Annotated in this window: 17 protein-coding genes; 11 read left to right on the top strand and 6 right to left on the bottom strand. The window is 69.1% G+C overall.

Going from position 1 to position 22,711, the window contains the following annotated elements:
• Positions 1-24: 24 nt before the first annotated feature.
• Positions 25-1,848, top strand: a complete 1,824-nt coding sequence (locus B9N97_RS26755; protein ID WP_244560946.1) for an ABC transporter ATP-binding protein/permease — start codon at positions 25-27, stop codon at positions 1,846-1,848.
• A 103-nt stretch (positions 1,849-1,951) separates the two neighbouring features.
• Positions 1,952-2,659, top strand: a complete 708-nt coding sequence (locus tag B9N97_RS26750) for a Crp/Fnr family transcriptional regulator (protein ID WP_244560945.1) — start codon at positions 1,952-1,954, stop codon at positions 2,657-2,659.
• Positions 2,660-2,681: 22 nt separating this feature from the next.
• Here the strand turns inward: B9N97_RS26750 and B9N97_RS26745 are convergent, their stop codons facing one another.
• Positions 2,682-5,309, bottom strand: a complete 2,628-nt coding sequence (locus B9N97_RS26745) for a methyl-accepting chemotaxis protein (protein ID WP_143266885.1) — start codon at positions 5,307-5,309, stop codon at positions 2,682-2,684.
• 496 nt (positions 5,310-5,805) lie between these two features.
• Here B9N97_RS26745 and B9N97_RS26740 point away from each other — a divergent pair, with 496 nt between their 5' ends.
• The 7 genes from B9N97_RS26740 (at position 5,806) to B9N97_RS35235 (ending at position 14,639) form a co-directional block, all read left to right on the top strand.
• Positions 5,806-6,162 carry an acyl carrier protein gene (locus tag B9N97_RS26740; RefSeq protein ID WP_280174801.1) on the top strand — a complete coding sequence of 119 codons (357 nt, stop codon included), beginning with the start codon at positions 5,806-5,808 and terminating at the stop codon, positions 6,160-6,162.
• Entirely contained in the window at positions 6,159-7,379 is a 1,221-nt protein-coding gene (locus B9N97_RS26735; protein WP_085090879.1) for an acyl-CoA dehydrogenase family protein, read from the top strand. The genes B9N97_RS26740 and B9N97_RS26735 overlap by 4 nt, the downstream gene beginning before the upstream one ends.
• The gene (locus tag B9N97_RS26730) at positions 7,376-8,302 is read left to right on the top strand and encodes an amino acid--[acyl-carrier-protein] ligase (protein WP_085090878.1); all 927 of its coding nucleotides are present in this window, start codon (positions 7,376-7,378) and stop codon (positions 8,300-8,302) included. Before B9N97_RS26735 ends, B9N97_RS26730 begins: the two co-directional genes overlap by 4 nt.
• 8 nt (positions 8,303-8,310) lie before the next feature.
• Complete coding sequence (locus tag B9N97_RS26725; protein WP_085090877.1) at positions 8,311-9,267, top strand: DUF1839 family protein; 957 nt, start codon at positions 8,311-8,313, stop codon at positions 9,265-9,267.
• 246 nt (positions 9,268-9,513) lie between these two features.
• Positions 9,514-11,913: a glycoside hydrolase family 2 protein gene (locus B9N97_RS26720; RefSeq protein ID WP_244560944.1), complete on the top strand. Its 2,400-nt coding sequence runs from the start codon at positions 9,514-9,516 to the stop codon at positions 11,911-11,913.
• Complete coding sequence (locus B9N97_RS26715; protein WP_085090875.1) at positions 11,910-13,700, top strand: alpha/beta hydrolase; 1,791 nt, start codon at positions 11,910-11,912, stop codon at positions 13,698-13,700. The genes B9N97_RS26720 and B9N97_RS26715 overlap by 4 nt, the downstream gene beginning before the upstream one ends.
• A gap of 231 nt (positions 13,701-13,931) precedes the next feature.
• Positions 13,932-14,639, top strand: a complete 708-nt coding sequence (locus tag B9N97_RS35235) for a hypothetical protein (RefSeq protein WP_208621267.1) — start codon at positions 13,932-13,934, stop codon at positions 14,637-14,639.
• Positions 14,640-14,744: 105 nt separating this feature from the next.
• On the opposite strand, the gene B9N97_RS26710 is transcribed toward B9N97_RS35235, so the two are convergent.
• Together B9N97_RS26710 and B9N97_RS26705 are read right to left on the bottom strand one after the other, a co-directional pair.
• The gene (locus tag B9N97_RS26710; RefSeq protein ID WP_085090874.1) at positions 14,745-15,983 is read right to left on the bottom strand and encodes a M20/M25/M40 family metallo-hydrolase; all 1,239 of its coding nucleotides are present in this window, start codon (positions 15,981-15,983) and stop codon (positions 14,745-14,747) included.
• On the bottom strand, positions 15,980-17,239 hold the full coding sequence (locus B9N97_RS26705) for an allantoate amidohydrolase (RefSeq protein WP_085090873.1): 1,260 nt from the start codon (positions 17,237-17,239) through the stop codon (positions 15,980-15,982). The genes B9N97_RS26710 and B9N97_RS26705 overlap by 4 nt, the downstream gene beginning before the upstream one ends.
• 308 nt (positions 17,240-17,547) lie before the next feature.
• Between B9N97_RS26705 and B9N97_RS26700 the strand changes: the two genes are divergently transcribed.
• A complete protein-coding gene (locus B9N97_RS26700) occupies positions 17,548-17,859 on the top strand; it encodes a hypothetical protein (protein WP_085090872.1) in 312 nt (103 codons plus the stop codon).
• A 42-nt stretch (positions 17,860-17,901) separates the two neighbouring features.
• Here B9N97_RS26700 and B9N97_RS26695 read toward each other — a convergent pair whose 3' ends face one another.
• Positions 17,902-18,111 carry a hypothetical protein gene (locus tag B9N97_RS26695; RefSeq protein ID WP_085090871.1) on the bottom strand — a complete coding sequence of 70 codons (210 nt, stop codon included), beginning with the start codon at positions 18,109-18,111 and terminating at the stop codon, positions 17,902-17,904.
• A gap of 154 nt (positions 18,112-18,265) precedes the next feature.
• Entirely contained in the window at positions 18,266-18,787 is a 522-nt protein-coding gene (locus B9N97_RS26690; protein ID WP_085090870.1) for a BON domain-containing protein, read from the bottom strand.
• Between the two features lie 194 nt (positions 18,788-18,981).
• Here B9N97_RS26690 and B9N97_RS26685 point away from each other — a divergent pair, with 194 nt between their 5' ends.
• Positions 18,982-21,555 carry a glucose/quinate/shikimate family membrane-bound PQQ-dependent dehydrogenase gene (locus tag B9N97_RS26685; RefSeq protein ID WP_085090869.1) on the top strand — a complete coding sequence of 858 codons (2,574 nt, stop codon included), beginning with the start codon at positions 18,982-18,984 and terminating at the stop codon, positions 21,553-21,555.
• Between the two features lie 214 nt (positions 21,556-21,769).
• Here the strand turns inward: B9N97_RS26685 and B9N97_RS26675 are convergent, their stop codons facing one another.
• Positions 21,770-22,648 carry a 3-hydroxybutyryl-CoA dehydrogenase gene (locus B9N97_RS26675; RefSeq protein WP_085090867.1) on the bottom strand — a complete coding sequence of 293 codons (879 nt, stop codon included), beginning with the start codon at positions 22,646-22,648 and terminating at the stop codon, positions 21,770-21,772.
• Between the last annotated feature and the right edge of the window lie 63 nt (positions 22,649-22,711).

Genomic DNA, 22,711 nt, shown 5'->3' with positions numbered 1-22,711 from the left:
GGGCGGAAGCCCGGGATGGGCGGCATGACCGACGACACTGACAGCAAGGCGGGCGGCGCCGATACCGGTGCCGGCACGCCCGCCGACGAGGCACCCGGCTTCACCCGCCGTTTCCTGCGGCTTGCGGGCGGCTATTGGTTCGGACGGACCCGCGTGACCGTCTGGGCGCTGACCGTGGCGCTGGTCGTGCTGACCATCGGGCAGGTGTCGATCCCGGTGCTGATCAATCTTTGGAGCGAGCGGCTGTTCGACGCGCTCGAACAGCGCTCCATGGACCGGCTGACGACCATGATCGGCCTCGTCGGGCTGATCATCGTCTACAACATCGTCATCGTCGTGCTGCATCTGCGGGTGAAGCGCCGCCTGCAGATGGGCTGGCGCGACTGGCTGACGCGCAAGCTGCTGGAGGACTGGCTGCGTCGCGGCCGCCACCACCAGATCGCCTATATGCCGGGCGAGCACGACAACCCCGACGGCCGCATCGCCGAGGACATCCGCATCACCGCGGAGGTCGCCATCGACCTGGGCCATTCGCTGACCTACTGCGCGCTGCTGCTGGTCAGCTTCACCAACATCCTGTGGATGCTGTCCGGCACCATCACGGTCACGCTCTTCGGGTCCGAGCTGTCGGTGCCGGGCCATCTGCTGTTTGTGGCGCTGATCTATGCCGTGGTGGGCACCAGCATCGCCATGCTGATCGGCCAGCCGCTGGTCAACGCCGTCAACCGGCGCCAGGGCTACGAGGCCGATTTCCGCTTCGCGCTGGCCCGCATCCGCGAGAACGGCCAGACCATCGCGCTGCTGCACGGGGAATCGGCCGAGCGCGGGCATCTCACCGGCCTGTTCGCCGGGGTGACGCGGGGCTGGGACGGCCAGACCAGGGCGCTCAGCCACATGATGGTGTTCAGCGCCAGCTATTCCGTGCTGTCCGCCGCCTTCCCGATCCTGGTCGCCGCCCCCCGCTACATCACCGGCGCCATCACGCTGGGCGTGCTGATGCAGACGGCGCAGGCCTTCCAGCAGACGGTGGGCGCCCTGTCCTGGCCCATCGACAATCTGCCGCGCGCCGCCGAATGGCGCGCCTCGGTGGAGCGCGTGCTGAACCTGCACGACGCGCTGGTGCGGCTCGACCGCGAGGTCTGCGACGTGCCGGACGGCCATATCCAGGTGGTGCGGGCGGACGAGCACAAGACCCTGACCTTCACCGGTGTCGCCATCGACGAGCCGAACGGCACGCCGGTCGTCCATCCCTTCGACCTGGAGGTGCGGCCGGGCGACCGCGTGCTGATCGGCGGCGACGCCACGGCGACCATCCGCCTGTTCCGCGCCGTGGCCGGCGTCTGGCCCTGGGGCCGCGGGCTGATCACCCTGCCGGCCCACACCCGCGTCTTCTTCATGCCCGAACGCCCCTATCTGCCGCATGCCAGCCTGCGCGCGGTGCTGGCCTATCCCGGCACGGCCTCGTCGGTGGCCGACGACAAGGCGGCGGCGGCGCTGGTCAGCGTCGGGCTGCCCGACCTCGTCGACCGGCTGGACAGCCTCGACCGCTGGGACGAGGTGCTGTCGGTGCCCGAACGCCAGCGCCTGGGCTTCGCCCGGCTGCTGATCCGCCGACCCGACTGGATCTTCCTGGAGGACGCCACCGACAGCCTCGACCCCCCGGCGGAGGAGGAACTGCTGACGCTGATGGAACGCGAACTGCCGAACGCCACCCTGCTGACCATCGGGCACCATGCCGGGCTGGACGCCCACCACGGCCGCAAGCTGGTGCTGGAGCGCACCAACGGCGCCGTCACCCTGCGCGAGGAGGTGCGGGAGGTCCTGCCGGCGACGGAAAGCGCGGCCTGACCCTTTCTTTTCCCGGAACCTTGGAACCCATCCAAAAAGCTGCCACACTGCGCGGCGGACACCGTTCGTACCCACAGCATCGCCGCCCCGTACAACCATGGACATGAGCGTGAAGAAGACCAGCATCAACGCGGCATGGCGGGGGCTGGCGAACTGCCGGGGGTGCGGCATCCGGGAATCGGCGCTGTTCGCCGATCTGACCGAATCCGATTTCAACCTGATCCACCTGCCGATCGACGAGATGACGGTGGCGCCGGGGGCGGCGCTCTACCATGTCGGCGACGAGCCGACGGCGCTCTTCACCGTGCGCGGCGGGCTGGTGAAGCTGGTGCAGTATCTGCCGAACGGCGGCCAGCGCATCGTCCGGCTGCTGCGCACCGGCGACACCGCCGGGCTTGAGGCGGCGCTGGGCGAGCCCTACCGCCACACCGCCATCGCCATCCACCCGGTCCTGACCTGCCGCATCCCCCGGGCCGTGATCCAGCGCCTGTCGGAGGAAACCCAGCACCTGCACCAGCAGCTGATGCGCCGCTGGCATCAGGCGGTGGAGCGGGCCGACGCCTTCCTGGTCGAACTCGGCACCGGCAGCGCCAAGGCGCGGGTCGCCCGGCTGTTCCTGACGCTGGTCGACGACCAGGGCGAATGCGATTTCTTCGGGCGGGAGGATGTCGGCGCCGTGCTGGGCATCACCACCGAGACCGCCAGCCGCGTCGTCGCCGAACTGAAGCGGCAGGGCCTGCTGGACGAGCTGCGGCCCAACCGCTTCCGCTGCGACGTCGAGTCCTTGCGCGAACTGGCGGACGGGCCGTAGCCCGTCCTCGGTAAAACCATCCTCAGGCCGCCCGCATCTCCTCCACCAGCCCGTCGACCTGACCGGCCAGCGTCCGCAGCTGCTCCTGCACGGTGGAGGAGGCCGACAGCACGCGGTTGGCCGACTCCCCGGACTCCCGCGCCGCGTCGGCGACGGAGTCGATGTTGCCGCGCACATGCCGGGTGCCGTCGGCGGCCTCGCCGACATTGCGGGCGATCTCGCGGGTGGCGGCGCTCTGCTGCTCCACCGCGGCGGCGATGGTGGCGGCGATCTCGTTGACCTCGCGGATGGTGCCGGCGATGGAGCGGATGGCGTCCACCGCCTCCTGCGTCACCGACTGCATGGCGGCGATCTGGGCGGAGATGTCCTCCGTCGCCTTGGCGGTCTGGGTGGCGAGGCCCTTCACCTCGCTGGCCACCACGGCGAAGCCCTTGCCGGCCTCGCCCGCCCGCGCGGCCTCGATCGTCGCGTTCAGCGCCAGCAGGTTGGTCTGGCCGGCGATGGACTGGATCAGCCCGACCACCTCGCCGATGCGGCCGGCGGTCTGGGCCAGCCCCTCCACCGTGCGGTCGGTGCGCTCGGCCTCCTCCGCCGCCTTGCGGGCGATCTGGCTGGAGGCATGGACCTGGGTGCCGATCTCCTGGATCGAGGCGGACAGTTCCTCCGTCGCCGCGGCCACCGCCTTGACGTTGCCTTCCGCCTGCTGGGAGCTGCCGGCGGCGGTCGTCGCCTCCCCGGCGGTCAGGTCGGCGCTGCGGGTCATGCGTTCGGCCATGTCCTGCATCTCGCCGGCCGCCTGGGCGACGCGGTCGAGCACGCCGCGCACGCTGCTCTCGAAATTCTCCGCCATCTCGACCATGGCGCGGCGGCGTTCGCCGGCGGCCCGGCTGCGCTCCGCCTCCGCCCGCGCATTGGCGGCGTTCGCCTCGTTGGCGGTGTCGCGGAAGACCATCAGGGCGCGGGTCATGTCGCCGATCTCGTCGGCCCCGGCGGCCGGGATCGGCGCATCCAGCCGGCCCTCGGCGATCTCCCGCATGGATTCCGACAGCGCGCTCAGCCGGGCGACGATGTGGCGGCCCACCACCAGCCAGGCCAGCGCCGCGGCGCCGATCAGGCTGCCGATGGCGAACAGGATCAGCATGTGGCGTCCGGCGGCGATGGTGCCCTCGGTGCCGGCGACCGCCGCCTTCGCCTCGTCGCGCATGGCGGCGATCTCGCGGTCGACGGTGGCGGCGAAGCGCTGGGCCAGTTCCCGGTTCTCGGCCAGCATCCGCTCGGTGTCGGCCGTCGCCGCCAGTTCGGCCCGGCGCAGGGCGATCACCCCTTCCTCGCCGCGGCCGAAGCCGATCAGCGCCTTCACCAGCGCCGCCAGCACCTCGGTGCCGGCGGCATTGTCGCCGGACTGGCCGCGCAGGGTGCCGACGCGCTCATAAAGCGACGAGGACGCGGCGGTGAAGCGCTTCTCCAGAAGGTCCAGGCGGGCGGTGTCGGGGGCCTGCGCCGCCTCGTTCAGCGCGCCGGTCAGGGCGGTGCCGTAGGTCGACAGCTCCAAATTCGTGCGGAAGCGCTCCAGCCCGCTGCCGAGCAGGTCCTGGATGGCGCCCTGCACCTGCGAGCGGATGTCGAAGTTGGCGCGCTTGATGTCGCTCTGCACCTTGCGCAGCGGCGCATTCAGCCCGGCGAGCAGCTGGGCGGCCTGCGTCCTGGCGGCGGTCAGCCGCTCGGCCAGCCGGCGGTCGACCGCCCCGCTGCTGTTTTCCGTGCCGTCCAGGGCGGCGCGGCGCAGGTCGAAGACGTTGTCCTTGCCATAGCCGAACAGGAACAGCGCATCGATCTTGCCGGCGCTGTCGGGGGGCAGGCGATCGCCCAGCGTGCCGAGCGTAGCCGTCACCTGCGACGACGCCTCCAGATAGGATTGCTGAAGCTCGCTGATGGTCTTGGCGTCCTGCGCCGTGCCGGAGCGGTTCATGGCGTCCAGCGCGCCGGCGATGCTGCCGCGCAGGTCGTAGAGCGCGATCATCGACCGCACGGCGTCCGACAGCGTCCCCATGTCGCGGTCGGTGCCGCCGTCCAGCGCCATGCCCTTCTGCTGCAGGGCCTCGCCGGCCCCGTCGACCAGCGGCGCCAGCGTCTTGAGGAAGCCGTCATAGGTCTGGGCCAGCCGGGTGGACGCGGCCTCGCGCCGGTCATGCACGGACAGGCGGCGCGCCACGCCGTCGTTGATGCCGTCCAGCGTGGCGATCAGCGCGTTGCCGGTCTCGCGTACCTCGGTCAGCAGCGGGTCCTGCGGGCGGCGTCCGGCCAGTTCGTCGACCAGCGACAGGAAGCCGCGGGCGCGTTCCTGCGCTTCCTCCCGGATGCGCTCCCGCTCCTCCTGGCTGGCGGCGCCGTCCAGCATGGGGGCGGCCGAGGCGATGGCGCCGCTTTCGCCGGCCAGCCGGGTCGCCAGCTCCATCTCCGGCAGGCTGGTGTCGGCGATCTGCGCCATCGGCCGTTCGACCGCGGAGAAGGACATCAGGCCGACGGCGCTGGCCGCCACCGTCATCGCCGCCATGCCGGCGAAGGACAGCATCAGCTTGGCCCGAACGCCGAGACGGCGCCCGGTTCGGGCTGCGCCGGACTGTGGGATTGCGGGGACGGCAGTGGTCATGGCGTCGGGTTCCCTGAGGACAGGTAAGGGCGGGCAGGAAAGAACGGATATGGTCGCTGCCGGCCGCAAGCCCGCAGTGTGCGCAATCATGGAACTGCAAGTCTTAAGACATGCTTGCGACCATCGGCCACACCGGCCCTTGTATGATTTTCGAGGTGGCGAGCAGCCGTCAATCTCTTTTCCGCTAACCCGAAAAGATAGTCATAGACCTTCCGATATGTGGAAAAGTATCCCTTCGCAGGTGCAGAAATTTCTCCGAAGGGAAAGTCCGTAACCCGTTTCCGAACTGCCAAGCCCAGGCCTATGCGCGTGGATCATGGCCATAGCGGGCAGCACGAAAGGCATCCCGGCCATCGACCGACCCTATCCGTGTGCTTACCCCCACCGGTGAAAATCCGATCACTTGGATAGCGGGACGGCCATACCGATGCCGAGTGGAAGCACCGGGGTGGCGTGGCTAGCTTGGGATCAGCACGTTACCCAAGGGATTTCGAGAATGCCGCAGGATGCCAGCCAGCCTTTCGCCAATCCGTCCTTTGAGGGCTCCCAGACCGTTGGGGCCGCCGGGTTTTCCCCATCCGCAACCGGTGGAACGGACGACGACATGGTCGCCGGCATCCGCTCCGTCCTCGCGGAGTGCGGCGGGCTGGCGGTGGATGCCGGCACCCTCGCCATCGACGACGATCTCTATTCCGCCGGCCTCACCTCGCATGGCTGTGTCGGCCTGATGCTGGGGCTGGAGGAGCAGTTCGACGTCGAGTTTCCGGAAAAGCTCCTGAACCGCCGCACCTTCGAGAGCATCGCCGCGATCCGCGACGCGGTGCGTGGCCTGGTCGACGGGGGCGAGGCGTGAACGCCGCCCCGGCCGCCCTGGCCGAGCGGGCCCAAGCACCGGCTTCGGTCGCCCCCGCTCCGGCCAATGCCGCGGCCCGTGCGCGCGCCGTCGGTGCCGAGATCGCCGCGCGCCATGCCGATGCCGTCGACCGCGACGGCCGCTTCCCCACCGAGGCCTTCGACGCCCTGCGCGAGCAGGGGCTGCTGGGCGTCATGGTCCCGGCGGACCTCGGTGGCAGCGGCGCCTCGCTGTTCGACGTGGCGGCGGCCTGCCATGCGCTGGCCCGTGGCTGCGCCGCCACCGGCATGATCTATGCCATGCACCAGATCCAGGTCGCCTGTCTGGTCAATCACGGCACCAACGACTGGCACCGCGCGCTGATGGCGCGCATCGCCGCCGAACAGCTCCTGCTCGGCTCCGCCACGACGGAGAAGGAGACCGGCGGCGACATCCGCAACAGCGTCTGCGCCGTTCAGGCAGACGGCGACCGCTTCACCCTGGCGAAGAACGCGTCGGTCATCTCCTACGGCGACCAGTCCGACGTGATCCTGGTCACCGCCCGGCGCAACCCCGACGCCCCGTCGTCGGATCAGGCGCTGGTGGTCGTCACCAAGGATGACTACCGGCTGGAGAAGACCTCGGTCTGGGATGCCATGGGCATGCGCGGCACCTGCTCCGACGGCTACCGGCTGGAGGCGGCGGGCGTCATCGACCAGATCCTGCCCTTGCCCTATGCCGACCTGTCGGCCCAGACCATGCTGCCGGTCACCCACATCCTGTGGAGCAGCACCTGGCTCGGCATCGCCGCCGACGCTGTCAGCCGCGCTCGCGCCTTCGTCCGTTCGGAAGCCAAGCGCAAGCCCGGCACCACCCCGGCCTCGGCCGTGCGGCTGGCCGAGGCGACGGCCAAGCTGCAGCAGATGAAGGCCGTCATCCTCGCCGCCATCCGCCAGTACGAGCTGGCCTGCGGCTCGCCGGAGCAACTGACCAGCCTGTCCTTCGCCACGGCGATGAGCACGCTGAAGGTCACCACCTCCGAACTGGTGCGCGAGGTGGTGGAGGCGGCGATCCGCACCTGCGGTCTGGCCGGCTACCGCAACGACACCCCCTACAGCCTGGGTCGCCACCTGCGCGACGCCCATTCCGCCGCGCTCATGATCGGCAACGACCGCATCATGTCGCATGTCGCCACTCAGCTTCTCGTCCAGCGGGACGGGTTGGGGCCCTTCGAATGAACATGGTCGACATCACCGCGGCCCAGGCCGCCTATCGCGACGAGTTGGTGGAATCCGGGCTGCTGATCCCCACGGGCGTGGACGGCCTCTATGGCCGCAGCGGTGTCTTCGAGGATGTGGTGGAGCGTTTCGACGCCCTGGTCACCCGCTGGGGCGGGCAGGACGGGGCGGAGGTCATGCGCTTCCCGCCGGCCCTGAACCGCCAGTATTTCGAGGAAAGCGAGTATCTGAAGAGCTTTCCCCATCTGGCCGGCACCATCCACAGCTTCGGCGGCGACGAGAAGGCGCACCGCACCCTGCTGCGCCGGCTGGAGGAAGGGCAGGACTGGACCGAGGATCAGGTCGCGACCGACGTGGTGATGACGCCGGCCGCCTGCTATCCGGTCTACCCGACCATCGCCCAACGCGGCCCGTTGCCCGGTGACGGCAAGCTGATCGACGTCTTCTCCTACTGCTTCCGGCACGAGCCGTCGATCGATCCCGCCCGCATGCAGCTGTTCCGGATGCGCGAATACATCCGCATCGGCACCCCCGATCAGGTCGTGGAGTTCCGCGAGCTGTGGCTGGAGCGCGGGCGCGAGATGATGGGGTCGCTGGAGGTGCCGCTGGACGTCGATGTCGCCAACGACCCCTTCTTCGGCCGGGCCGGCGCCATGCTGTCGAACAGCCAGCGCGAGCAGAAGCTGAAGTTCGAGCTGCTGATCCCGATCACCAGCCGGGAGAAGCCGACCGCCTGCCTCAGCTTCAACTATCACCAGGACCATTTCGGCCATCTGTGGGACATCCACACCGCCGACGGCGGCGTCGCCCACACCGCCTGCGTCGGTTTCGGCATGGAGCGCGTGGCGCTGGCGCTGTTCCGCCATCACGGCTTCGACACCGCGCAGTGGCCGGCCTCGGTCCGCAAGGTCCTGTGGGGGTAACGGGCAGCATGTGGACTCCGCACCGGCCCGACGGCTACGACCGCCATCCCCTGCACCAGGGTGGCCAGGAAGAACGAATCTGGCCGGAAACCAACTGCTACGTCGATCTGTGGATCGAGGCGCTGCACGCCCGCGGCCTGGAACCGCGGGCGATGCTGGGCTTCACCGTCACCCAGGATTTCGAAGGCGACCAGTTCACCTTCTTCAAGGTGCCGCTGGAGGATCTGGAGACGCTGTACGGCCTGCGCGTGCAGGAGCTGGCGATCTACGACAGCGTCGAAGCCCATGTGGCGGAGCAGTTGAAGCGCAGTCGTGATGGCGGTCTGGTGCTGGTGGAGGTCGACGGCTTCCATTTGCCGGACACCCGCGGCACCTCCTACGGCACCACCCATGTGAAGACGACGGTCGGCATCGTCCGCATCGATCCGGGCGCCCGGACGATGGATTACTTCCACAATGCCGGCTTCTACCGGCTGGAGGGCGCCGATTACGAGGGCGTCGCCGCCGCCGCGGCCGGCCCGCTGTTCCCCTATGTGGAGTTCGTCAAGCCCGGCACGCCGCCGTTGGAGGGCGGGGTGCTGGTCACCGCCTCGCTGGAGCTGCTGCGCCGCCACCTCGCCCGCCGGCCGGCCGGCAATCCGGTGACGGCCTACCGCGCCGCCTTCCCCGAGCATCTCGACCGGCTGCTGAGCCGGCCGATGGAGTATTTCCACCTCTACGCCTTCAACCTGCTGCGCCAGCTCGGCGCCAATTTCGAGCTGCTGGGCGCCCATGTCCGCTGGCTCGACGGCCCGGCCGACGCGGTGGAGGCCTGCCGGTCCATCGCCGAGGGCGCCAAGGCGATGCAGTTCCAGCTCGCCCGCACCGTGGCCCGGCGCAAGGCGCCCGACCTGACCGACAGCTTCGGCCGGCTGGAACGGGGCTACGACACCGTCATGGGCAGTCTGGCCCGCCGATACGAGTGAGCGGCGATGGCCCGTATCCGATCCGTCACCGGACGCCGGCAGACCCTTCTGGATCGGGGATGGACGCTGACCGTCTCGGCGCCCGGCGATAACCTCCCTCTCCCGCCCCGGGAGAGGGAAGGGGCCCATGCGAAGCATGGGAAGGGTGAGGGGTTAGGCACGAAGCCATGCGGTCCGGGACTCTTGAGTCACCCCTCACCCTCCCCACTTCGTGGGTCCCCTCCCTCTCCCGGGACGGGAGAGGGCATGGGAGGGGGCATCCCCGCCCCGGTTCCGGGCACCGCCGCCGAGGCGCTCCAGGCCGCCGGCCTGTGGTCGGCCGACGATCCGGCACCGCTGCATGACAAGGATGTCGTCTACCGCACCCGCATCGATGGCCACGGCCCCCATACCCTGCGCTTCCGCGGCCTCGCCACCATCGCCGAGGTGCGGCTGGACGGCGAACGCATCCTGACCTCCGACAGCATGTATCTGGCCCATGAGGTGCCGGTGACGCTGAACGGCGAGGCGGAGCTGTCGATCCGCTTCCACGCCCTGCATCCGGTGCTGGCGGCCAAGAAGGGCCGCGCCCGCTGGCGCCCGAAACTCGCCGAGCCGGCGGGCTTGCGCTTCGTCCGCACCACGCTCTTGGGCCATATGCCCGGCTGGTGCCCGCCGATCCACGCCGTCGGTCCCTTCCGCCCGGTGGAGCTGGTGGAGGAGACCGGCCCTTGCCGTGTGCTCTCCGCCGACCTGCGCAGCGGCTATGACGGGCGGGACGGCCATCTGTCGCTGCGCCTGACGGTGGAGGGGGCGGCGCCCGGCGCCACCGGATCGGTGCAGGTCGCCGGCCGGACGGCGCCGCTGGTCTTCGACGGCGTCGATGGGTTCAGCGCCGACCTGACCCTGCCGGGCGTCGAGCCCTGGTGGCCGCACACCCATGGCGAGCCGGCCCTGCACGGCGTCACCGCCCGCATCGGATCGGCCGAAGTCGATCTCGGCCGCGTCGGCTTCCGCTCGCTGGAGGTCGACCGTGGGCCGGACGGCACCGGTTTTGCCCTGCTGGTGAACGGCGTCCGCGTGTTCTGCCGCGGCTGCTGCTGGGTGCCGGTCGATCTGGTCGGTCTGTCGTCCGACCGAGCAATCTACGAACCCGAACTGCGTCGGATGCGGGAGGCTGGCGCCAACATGGTCCGCGTCGGCGGCACCATGCTGTATGAGGGCGACGCCTTCTTCGAGCTGTGCGACGAGCTGGGCATCCTGGTCTGGCAGGACGCCATGTTCGCCAATTTCGATTATCCCACCGACCCCGCCTTCCTCGACAGCGTGCGGACGGAGATCGCGCAACTGCTCGACCGCACCCAGGCGTCGCCCTCGCTGGCGGTGCTGTGCGGCGGCAGCGAGATGGAGCAGCAGGCGGCCATGCTCGGCCTGCCCCGCGCTTCCTGGACCCAACCTGCGCTCACCGCCGTGATCGCGGAGGAAGCGGCTGCCCGCCGCCCCGACCTGATCCGCCTCGCCAACTCCCCCAGCGGCGGGGCGCTGCCCTTCATCGCCAATGCCGGGGTGACCCATTATTACGGCGTCGGCGCCTATCTGAAGCCGCTGGAGGATGTCCGGCGGGCCGGTGTGCGCTTCGCCAGCGAATGCCTCGCCTTCGCCAATCTGCCGGAGGACGATCCGCTGGGCGTACCGGCGCTCCACCATCCCCGCTGGAAGGAGCGGGTGCCGCGCGACCCCGGCGCCTCCTGGGACTTCGAGGATGTGCGGGAGCATTACCTTGAGGCGCTCTATGCCGTCGACCCGCGCCGTCTGCGCTACGAGGACCCCGACCGCTACCGCCGCCTGTCGCGCGCGGTGACCGGAGAGGTGATGCAGGCGGTGTTCGACGAGTGGCGGCGCCCCGGATCTAGCTGCGCCGGCGGGCTGGTCTGGCAGTGGCGTGATCCCCAGCCTGGTGGTGGTTGGGGCGCCGGCTGGGGCGTGGTCGCCGCCGACGGCACGCCGAAGCCGGTCTGGCACGCGCTGAAGCGCGCCTTCCGGCCGCTGCGGGTCATCCTGACCGACGAGGGGGTCAACGGTCTGGCGGTGCATCTGGTCAACGACACCGCCCGACCGGTGGAGGCGCTGCTGCGGCTGACCGCGTGGCGAAATGGGGCGGTTCCGGTGCTGAAGGCGGAGCGGCCGGTGACGCTGCCGGCGAGGGAGGCGGTGACGCTGGCCGCCGCCGAGCTGTCCGACCGCTTTTTTGACACGACCTACACCTACAGGTTTGGGCCTATCCCACATGATGTGGTGACGGCGCAATTGCTGTCGGCCGAAAGGGACGTGGAACCGATTGACGAGTCTCATTATTTCCCCAAGGGACGCTCGCTGCCGCGGTCCGACCTCGGCCTGACGGCGGTGGTGGAGGACCGGGGGGGAGATTGGGTGTTGCGGTTGGCCACGGCACGGTTCGCCTGTTCGGTGCATGTGGAGGACGAGCGGTTCCAGGCGGACGACGCCTGGTTCCACCTTCCGCCCGGCGTCGAGCGGGTCGTCCGCCTGCGGCTGCGGGCAGGTTCGGGGGTTGAGGACGGGATGGCATCGGCCGGGCGACCGGTGCCGAACGGCGAGGTCCATGCGCTGAACGCGCTGGCGCCCGTCCGTTACAGGGGGAACGCATGAAGCCGACACCGGTGGTGTTCGATGGTTGTTTCGGATGGCTGCATCCGGCGCAGGGCCTGCGCGGAGTGGTCCTGTGCGGCCCCTACGGCTATGAGGAGCTGTGCGCGCACCGCGCCTGGAAGCGCTTCGCCGAAGGGCTGGCCGCGGCCGGGTTGCCGACATTGCGTTTCGATTATCCCGGATCGGGCGATTCCGCCGGGGACGACAGCGATCCCGACCGGGTGCGCGCCTGGGTGGACGGCGTCAAGGCGGCGGTCCGCCGCCTGCGCGAGGACACCGGCGTCACCGAACTGACCCTGGTCGGCTACCGCATGGGCTCGCTGCTCGCCACGGCGGCGGCGCACGAACTGGATGAGGAGGGGCAGGGCGTCGACACGCTGGCCCTGCTGTCGCCGATCACCTCGGGCCGCAAGGCGCTTCGTGAACTCCAGACCCTGGCGGCCATCGTTCTGCGTCCGGTCTGCAATCCGGAACCGCCGGAACGCGCCTCCTGGCTGAATGTGATCGGCATGCCGGTGACGCCGGAGACGGCGCTGGCGCTGGGCGCCCTCAACCCGTTCGACCGGCCGACGCCGCCGGCGCCGCGCATCCTGATCGCCGACCGCCCGGAGGGCAAGACGCCGGTGAAGCTTGCCGGCCGCTGGCGCGCCATGGGTGCGGTGGCGGAGCCGATGGGCGTCAGCGGCGTGATGGAACTGGTCCAGCAGCCCCAGGGCGCTCAAGCCGCGGCGGTGCTGGAGCCGGTCCTGCGCTGGATCGCCGCCGGCCCGGTCGCGACCGGCGCCACCCCGCCGCCGGACCGGCCGGCCGGCCTGATGATGCCGACCGCGGTCGAACGTCCGGTCTTCTTCGGTTCGGCGCCGGAGCTGTTCGGCGTCTACTGCACCCCGGTCCTGGCCGATCCCGCCGGCAACCGGCCCGCCATCCTGTTCCTGAACAGCGGCGCCACCCACCATGTCGGCTCCGGCCGCGCCACCGTGGTCCAGGCGCGGCGGCTGGCGGCGCGCGGCTATGCCTCGCTCAGGATCGACGCGGCCGGCATCGGCGACAGCCCCGACCGGCCCGGTTTCCAGGACAATCTGCTCTACAACAAGGAGGTGATCGCCGACGTCCGCGCCGCGCTGAACTGGCTTGAGGAGCAGGGGCACGAGCGCGTCGTCGTCATCGGCCTGTGCGCCGGCGGCACGCCCGCCCTGCATGCCGGCCTGGGCGACGACCGCGTGGTCGGGCAGATCGTGCTCAATCCCGGCCGGTTCGAACTGGGCGGCGGCATCGCCGTCATGGACCTGATGCGGACGGTGGCCTTCCGCTCCACCAAGGAATATCTGCTGGAGGCGCTGAAGCCGGCCCGCCTGCGCGCCAGCCTGCGCAAGCCGGCCCGGACGATCGGGCTGGCCAAGCGCCTGACCGGCCGTTTCGTCCGCAAGCTGCTTCTCCGCACCGGCCTGACCCGGCATGCCCTGCGCATGTTCCGCCGCCTGTCGGCGGAAGGCCGGCGGGTGCTGGTGGTCTACAGCAGCGACGACATGACGCTGGCCGAATTCTACCTGCATCTGGGCGAAGGCGGCCGTGCCCTGGACGGCCTGCCCGGCATCGAGGTGGTCTATCTCGACCGCTCCGACCACAGCCTGACGGTGTGGGAGGCGCGCGATCGGCTGGACCGGCTGATCGACCGCCATCTGACCTGCCTGGAAACCGCCGCCCATTCAGATCCCGCCGCCTGCGGCCTGACCAGCTGGAGTCTGGGACTTCCCGGGGGCCTGCCGTCCGGCGAGCGGGTGGGGTAGGGACGGAGGGTATGCTGCGATAAATCGGATTTGTGGCGAGCCAATGCATCTCAGGGGTTGATTGCTTGCCGCCACTGGCTGCCGCCGCGATTGTAGGATATTCTGACCAAGCCGAAAAAGCGAAACCCCAGGAGAGGCGCGGCACGCCTGTCCTGGGGCTCTATCTGTGTCGTGGGCGCGTACCTTCCGGCAGAGGGGCTTCACGACTTACAGGAAAAGAATGGTGTTCAGGTGGAAGAAAGTCAACTCATTTTTGATTACAAAGATAATGTGGTTGATGCATTGGAAGCGACGATATCCAGCGATCGGTTTGCGACTTATCTAAAACCTGCCGGCTTCGACAAACGGTATGCCATACAGCTATATGTCTGGAATTCAAGATTATCTGAGGCGCTACATCTGCCACTTCAAACGGCGGAAGTAACATTGCGCAACTCTGTGAATGAACGTCTTTGTTATTTATACGGTGCAGAGTGGCCGACTAGCGAACGATTCCGTTCGGTGCTGGGCGAAGAGAGCGGCGCGAACTTAGATCGTGTGAGGGGACGTATTGTCAAGGCGAAATATGCCCCAGTGACGGGACGCATCGTGGCCGGTTTGTCGTTCGACTTTTGGGCGTCACTGTTCAAGGGGAAATATGATCGCCCGATCTGGCAAACCGGACTACATGCAACCTTCCCTCTGCTTCCAGCCGGTACGCGGCGTGGCGATGTCGCTGATTTGGTGAACAGGATCCGGTGGCTGCGGAACCGCGTGGCTCACTATGAGCCAATCTTCAAGGAAGACTTGTCATATCTGCATACAATAATCATTCGTCTCATTTCCTTTCGATGCAGCCATACGGCTGACTGGGTACGGCATCACAGCATCTTGCCTGTAGTGATGCGCTCTCGCCCAACCCCTTTACAGCGGGAGTCTGCCTTGGTGTCGGGGAAGTAAAGCTGCCGAGAAGCGGGTTGCTTCCGACAGCAATGCTGATACCCGCGAAATCCCATGGCTTCCGCCCCCGGCTGTTTGGCTCCGATCCCGCCGCAAACCTTCCATTCACCCCAGCAATTCCGCCAGCGACCGCGCCACCACCTGGGTCGCCCGGCGCAGGTCTTCCAGCACCAGCTTCTCGTCGGCGCGGTGGCCGTTGGCCTCCAGCAGGTCGCGCGGGCCGGCGCCGTAGAGAATGGTGGGGATGCCGGCTTCCGAATAGTGGCGGGCGTCGGTGTAGAGCGGGATGCCGTTCTGGCCGACCGGCACGCCCAGCACCTCCTGCGCCTGGGCCACGAACAGCGCCGCCAGACGCGGCGCGTCGCCGACCGAGCGGAAGGGGCGGGCCAGCAGGATGCGGCGGATGGTGACGCGGATGCACTCGCGGCCCGTCGCGGCGCGCTCGATCAGGCTGCGCAGTTCGGCCTCCACCTCCGCCGGGTTCTCCTCCGGGATCATGCGGCGGTCGAGACGGAAGGTGACGCGGTCGGGCACCACGTTGGTGTTGATGCCGCCCTGGATCAGCCCGACGGTCAGCGACGGGTGGGTGATGCCGGCGACATTGGACCGGCGCGTCGCCAGTTCCGGCCGGTGGGCGTAGAGCGCCGCCAGGATGCCGGTCGCCGCCTCCAGCGCGTCATGGCCGGTGTCGGGGCGGGCGGCGTGGGCGGACTTGCCGTCGACCTGCACCTCCAGATGCAGGCAGCCATTGTGCCCGGTCACCACCGAATAGGCGAAGCTGGCCGAGACCGCATAGTCCGGCTTGGAAATCCCCTGGTCGAGCAGCCATTTCGGCCCGATCTCGCCGCCGGCCTCCTCGTCATAGGTCAAATGCAGCTCGACGGTGCCCTGCAGCGGGGCTCCGCTCGCCATCAGCGCCTGCAGGGCGAAGGCGTAGGTGGCGAAGTCCGACTTCGACACCGCCACGCCGCGGCCATACATCACGCCGTCGCGGATCTCCGCGCCATAAGGATCGCTCGACCAGCCCTCGCCGGGCGGCACCACGTCGCCGTGGGCGTTCAGCGCCACGGTGGGGCCATCGCCGAAGCGGTGGCGGATCACCAGATTGATGGCGCTGATCATGCCGTTGGCCCGCACCAGCTCGGCCGGCACCGGGTGGCGCTCCACCGTGAAGCCCATCGCCTCCAGCAGCTCCGCGGCGCGGATGGCGTGGGGGGCACAGTCGCCGGGCGGATTGTCGGACGGCACCTTCACCAGCTCCGCCAGGAAACGGACCTCCTCGTCGAAGCGGGCGTTCACCGCCTCATCCAGCTTGGCGGCGAGGGAGGGGGACAGGTCGGTCATGGCAGGTGGTCCGTCAGGAGTTTTGCGGGCTGGAAATGGTCGACGAAGCGGGCGAGCACGCGGGCGCCGGCCTCGGCGTCGGCGGCGGTGATGCGTTCGGCCGGGTTGTGCGAGATGCCGCGTTCGCAGCGCACGAACAGCATGGCGATGTCGGTCAGCGCCGCAACCGCCATGGCGTCGTGGCCGGCGCCGCTCGGCAGTTCCGGCGCATCCAGCCCTTCGGCGGCTGCCGCGGCGGCGAACTGCGCCATCAGCGCCGGGTGACAGGCGACGGCCGGGCTTTCATGCAGCGTCTCGAAGCCGATGGCGACGCCGCGGGCGTCGGCGATGGCCTCCAGCCGGGCGCGGACGGCGCCGACCCGCTCCAGCCGCAGGGGATCGCGGTCGGCGCGCAGGTCGATGGTGAAGCGGACCTTGCCGGGGATGACGTTGGTGGCGCCGGGCGACGCCTCGATCCGGCCGACGGTGCCGACCAGCCGCTCCTGTCCGGAGCACAGCTGCTCCACCGCCAGGATCATCTCGGCGGCTGCGGCCAACGCGTCGCGGCGCAGGGTCATCGGCACGGTGCCGGCATGGCCGGCCATCCCCTCCACCGTCACCGCCAGCCGGGTGGCGCCGGCGATGGCGGTGACCACGCCGACCGGCCGGCCCAACGCCTCCAGCACCGGCCCCTGCTCGATGTGCAGCTCCACATAGGCCAGCACGGCATGCGGCTCATAGGCGGCGCTCGCCCAGGCTGCGGGTTGAAGCCCGAAGGCGGTCATCGCGTCGGCCAGCCGCGTGCCGGCGGCATCGCGCGTCTCCAGCACCGCCGGGTCGAAGGTGCCGGCGATGGCGCGGCTGCCGATCAGGGTCGATTGGAACCGCGTCCCCTCTTCGTCCCCGAAGCCGATCACCTCGACGGCGAAGGGCAGGCGCCGGCGGCGGGCGTTCAGGCCGGCGACCACGGCGATGCCGCTCAGCACACCCAGCATGCCGTCATAGCGCCCGGCATCGCGTACGGTGTCGAGGTGGGAGCCGATCAGCAGGGCCGGCAGACCCGGCTGTTCGCCTTCGTAGCGGCCGATGATGTTGCCGACCGCATCCTCGCGCACGCTCATCCCCGCCTCGCGCATCCAGCCGGCGACGAGGTCGTTGGCGCGGCGGTGTTCCGGCGTCAGGTAGAGGCGCGACAGCCGGCCATCCTCCGCGCTGATCGCCGCCAGCGCGTCGATGCGGTCGAGAAGGGCCGGTCCAGAGAGCGGGGATTCGGGCATCGGCGGGTCCGGACTGCGCGGGGGGAAACAGGACGATGCCCCCGGTTATACGCCGAAGCCACCGCTCCGCCCTAGCCCCCGGCCGGTGAAGACAGTTTCAAAGAATCCCGGAAAGGGGACCGTCCGGCGCCTTCCGATCATGCCGCAGCGCAAAAAGATAGGGGAAAGATCGTTGGGGGTGCCGAATATTACCTACCACCCTCTGGAAGACCGATTGCAGACTTCATAAATGAAGCGGGACAAAAACGCCGGAAAAGACTGCATTCTTGCTGCGAGTGCGAAAGAAACCGCTGAGGGGAGGTGCGTCCATGACGTCGTTCGATCCCGACATGCCTTTCGAAAACGCAACGCCGATTGGCCGCCCGATTGGTCGACAAGGTGGTGGCCTGTGGTTCAACGACCGCACCGAACTGGCCCAGGCCCGCACGCTGGCGGGATGGATCATGATCCTGGCCGAAGACCGCGGCCTGGACGACCGCCAGCTGGCCGTCGCCACCGGGCTCGACCTGGAGGATGTGCGGGCGGTGCGGGAGGGCACCGTGGCGATGCTGCCGCCCCGTCTGCTGAACCGCGCGCTGGCAAGGCTGGAGGGCCGGAACGACGAAGGGCGGCTGCAATAGCTGCAAGCCGCCCTTTCCGACCATGAAAGCCGTGGCGTCGCCTCAGGCGACTGACAGCACGTCCACATACATGTTGGCCGGGGCCGACAGGTGGATGCGGTACAGCATGCCGGACTGGTCGACGATGATGTCGGCGACCGGGTTCTTGGTCGACAGGTCGGTCACCGCGGCGCGGACATTGCGCGGCAGTTGGTCCAGTTCGACGTCGCGGTAACCGGTCTTGTCGGAAAGCTTGATGGTCTTGGTGCCCATGATGGCAGCTGCTCTGTTCCAGAAGGCTTGAGAGGGGATACTCTATTCGGCCGCGGGACAATGGTCCCCGCCGGTTAACCAACGGTTAAGCACCCCCTCCGGTCCCACGGCCCTCCGCGCAGGGCAGCAGCGCTTCCGGTGCAGGAGCCCCGGATCAGCGCCGGTTGCGCCCCTCGTTGCCGGCCATGGCGTCGCCGCGCCGCATCGTGTCGTCCTCCGGCAGCGGTTGCTTGCCCAGCACCATGGAATTGTTGTCGAGCGCCGCCACCATCGCGTCCCGCGCCGGGGCGCCGGGGCCGGTCACGCTGCCCTCGCCCTGCGGGGCCGCCGGTTCCACCCGCTCGCCCATCCCGACCGTGGTGGCCTGGCCCGGCGCATTGCGGCCGGCGACGCGCAGGTCGTTCTGCACATGGCCGACGCCCGACACGCTTTCGGCGATGTCCTCCGCCCGGCGGCGGGCGGCGCGGTCCTCCACGGTGCCGGACAGCGTCACTTCGCCGCCCTCCACCTTCACGCCGATGTCCGATGCGTCGATGTGGTGATCGTCGGTCAGCCGTTCGTTGATGTCCTCCAGGATGCGCTCGTCGGAGCGGCGGTAGTTGCGCGGGCCGACTCCGCGATAGCGCGCCTCCGGCCTCATCTTCGCAAATTCCTCGCTCCAGGGGTGGCGGTGCATGGCGGCCTCCGTCTCGTGGTTTAGGGATCGTTGGCCGTTCAACAATCGGCGTGCCCGGCCCGTTCCCTGCCCGTTCCGAAGCGTTGCCGGAAGACAGGGTCGCATGGTGCATGGCGGCTACTTCCGCAGTAATGCCGCAACCAAGTCCCCGTCCGTCAGTTGGGTTGGAAACGGGCTTTGGCTGAGGACGTGCCATGACACATTCCAAACGAAGCGTCGCCCTCTGGGCGATGGTCATTCTTCTGGCAATACTGGGGCTCGGCTCGCTGGGCGGCGGACTGTGGCTGATCCTGCTGGGCGGCTCCTGGTACTATGCCATCGCAGGCGTGCTGTTCCTGGCCACCGCCGTGCTTCTGGTGAAGCGGTCGCCGGCGGCGCTGTCGATCTACGCGCTGCTGGTGATCGGCACGCTGATCTGGGCGCTATGGGAATCCAGGCTGGACTGGTGGCGGCTGTCGGCGCGCGGCGACGTGATCGCGGTGGTCGGCTTCCTGCTGATTCTGCCCTGGATCACCCGCCGCCTTGGCGAGCGCGAACCGGTGGCAGGCGAACGGGCGCCGGGCGCCTATCCCGTCGGCGCCTTCCGCGGCACCGGCCTCGCCCTGACCGCCTCGCTGGTGATCGTGCTGCTGGTCGCCGTCGTCTCCTGGTTCACCGACCCGCACAGCATCGACGGTACGTTTCCGCCGCGGCAGCAGACGGCAGCGGCGGACAATGGGGCGGGCACTCCGGGCACCGGCTCCGGCCCGGACATCCCGGACGGGGAGTGGCAGGCTTATGGCCGCACCGGCTACGGCCAGCGCTATTCGCCGCTGACCGGCATCACGCCTGAGAACGCCGACAGGCTCGATGTCGCCTGGACCTATCACACCGGCGACCTGCGCGGCCGGCCCGGCGATCCCAAGGAGACCACCTTCGAGGTGACACCGCTGAAGATCGGCAACCGCCTGTTCCTGTGCTCCCCGCACCAGCTCGTCATCGCGCTGGACGCGACCACGGGCAAGGAGATCTGGCGGCGCGATCTGGAGATCAACCCGCGCAATCTCGCCCTGCAGCACCTGACCTGCCGCGGCCTGTCCTACCATGCGGCCTCGCGGTCGGTCGCAGCCTCGCCCGGTCCGGCGACGCCGCAGACGGCGCCGGCCACCACCGATGCGCCCAGCACCGACGTTCCCGGCATCGCCCCTACGGTCCCGACGCCGCCGAACCCGGCCGCCCCCGCCACCGGCACCACGCCGGCCGGCGCCGGCACCTGCGCGTCGAAGCTGTTCATGCCGACCGCCGATGGCCGTCTGGTCGCGCTGAACCCGGAGGACGGCTCGATCTGCTCCGGTTTCGGCCAGGACGGGCAGATCAACCTGTGGGCCAACATGCCGAATGTCCGGCCCGGCGCCTATTATTCGACCTCCCCGCCGGTCGTGACCGCCAACCTCGTCATCGTCGGCGGCACGGTGCTGGACAATGTGTCGACCAAGGAGCAGTCGGGCGTCATCCGCGCCTTCGACGTCAACGATGGCCATCTGGTGTGGAACTGGGATTCGGCCAAGCCGGACCAGACCGCGCCGATCCCCGACGGCCAGACCTACACCGTCAACTCGCCCAACAGCTGGTCGATCTCCAGCGTGGACGAGGCGCTGGGCATGGTCTATGTGCCGCTGGGCAACCAGCCGCCCGACCAGTTCGGCGGCAACCGCAGCCCGGAGGTGGAGCGCTTCTCCTCCTCCGTCGTGGCGCTCGATCTGGCGACGGGGCAGGTCCGCTGGGTCTTCCAGACCGTGCATCACGATCTGTGGGACTATGACGTGCCGTCGCAGCCAAGCCTGATCGACCTGACCGTCAATGGCCAGACCGTTCCGGCCCTGGTGCAGCCGACCAAGCAGGGCGAGCTGTTCGTGCTGGACCGCCGCACCGGCCAGCCGATCCTGCCGGTGACCGAGAAGCCGGCGCCGCAGGGTGCCGCCGAGGGCGACCACACCGCCCCGACCCAGCCGGTCTCGGCCCTGTCCTACGACCCGCCGCCGCTGACCGGGGCGGACATGTGGGGGGCGACGATGTTCGACCAGCTGGCCTGCCGCATCGCGCTGAAGCGCCTGCGCTATGACGGCCGCTTCACCCCGCCTTCCTTGCAGGGCTCGCTGGTCTATCCCGGCAATTTCGGCGTCTTCAACTGGGGCAGCGTCGCGGTCGATCCCAAGCGCCAGATCGCCTTCACCACGCCGGCCTATCTCGCCTTCGTCTCGCAGCTGGTGCCGCGCCAGAACGACAAGGATTTGTATGTCCAGGGTGGCGAGCGGCCGCAATTCAGCCTGCCGGCGCTGAACGAGAATTTCGGCGCGCCCTATGCGGTGAAGCTCGCCCCCTTCGTCTCGGTCCTGGGCCTGCCCTGTCAGGCGCCGCCCTGGGGCTATGTCGCCGGAGCCGACCTGACGACCGGCAAGATCGTCTGGAAGCACAAGAACGGCACCACCCGCGACGCCTCGCCGATCCCGCTGCCCTTCCGCATGGGCGTGCCCAACCTGGGCGGCCCGATCATGACCGCGGGCGGCGTGGCCTTCCTGTCCGGCACCATCGACTACTACGTGCGGGCCTACGACGTCTCCAACGGCAAGCAGCTGTGGGAAAGCCGCCTTCCGGCCGGCGGTCAGGCCACGCCGATGACCTACCAGGGCGAGGACGGCCGGCAATATGTGCTGGTGGTGGCCGGCGGCCACGGTTCGCTCGGCACCAAGGGCGGCGATTCGGTGATCGCCTATGCGCTGCCGAAGTGAGGGGGCATCGGCTTCGAATGCCCCCACCTAACCTCCCCCGCTGGGCGGGGGAGGGACTGCCGCCGCCCTCCCGCATCAGCACTTGCTCCCTCCCCCGCCCAGCGGGGGAGGGTTGGGGTGGGGGCAAGTGCTGTTGGGGCGATCGAAGCCAACCCATCCCCAACAAAAAAGCCCGCCCCGGTTCCCCGGGGCGGGCCTTCCAAGCGAACGATCCTCAGCGCGTCGGCACCGGCGGCGTCTGCGAATAGTCGTAGAAGCCGCGGCCGTACTTCTTGCCGATCCAGCCGGCCTCGACATACTTCACCAGCAGCGGGCAGGGGCGGTACTTGCTGTCGGCCAACCCTTCGTACAGCACCTGCATCACCGCCAGACAGGTGTCCAGGCCGATGAAGTCGGCCAGTTCCAGCGGACCCATCGGGTGGTTGGCGCCCAGCTTCAGCGCGGTGTCGATGGCCTCGACGCCGCCGACGCCCTCATACAGGGTGTAGACCGCTTCGTTGATCATCGGCAGCAGGATGCGGTTGACGATGAAGGCCGGGAAATCCTCGGCCACCGCGGCGGTCTTGCCGATGGCGAGCGTCAGTTCCTTGATGGCGTTGAAGGTCGGCTCGTCGGTGGCGATGCCGCGGATCAGCTCGACCAGCTGCATCACCGGCACCGGGTTCATGAAGTGCATGCCCATGAACTTGGCCGGACGGTCGGTCGCCGCCGCCAGACGGGTGATCGAGATCGACGAGGTGTTCGTCGCGATCAGCGCCTCCGGCTTCAGGTGCGGGACCAGCTTCTTCAGCAGGTCGCGCTTCAGCGCCTCGTTCTCGGTCGCGGCTTCGATCACCAGATCGGACTCGCCGAACACCGACAGGTCGGTGCCGGTGGTGATCCGGCCCAGCGCGGCGGTCTTCGCCTGCTCCTCCAGCTTGCCCTTCTGGATCTGCCGGTCGTAGTTGCGGCCAATGTTGGCGAGCGCCTTTTCCAGGACCGCGTCGCTGATGTCGGACAGGACGACATCATAGCCGGCCTGGGCGCAGACCTGGGCAATACCGCTGCCCATCTGGCCGGCGCCGATGATGCCAATCTTCTTGATCGTGGTCATGGGGGCTGTCCCGCGCAGGATGTGGGTAAAGTGGCCCGCCGCGTCAGGCGCCGGTTTCGGCCG

It is taken from the genome of Azospirillum oryzae (assembly GCF_900177515.1).
GTDB classification, from domain to species: Bacteria; Pseudomonadota; Alphaproteobacteria; order Azospirillales; family Azospirillaceae; genus Azospirillum; species Azospirillum oryzae_A.
Note: the sequence above shows the minus strand (reverse complement) of the source record. Positions and strands in the feature narration are given on the sequence as shown.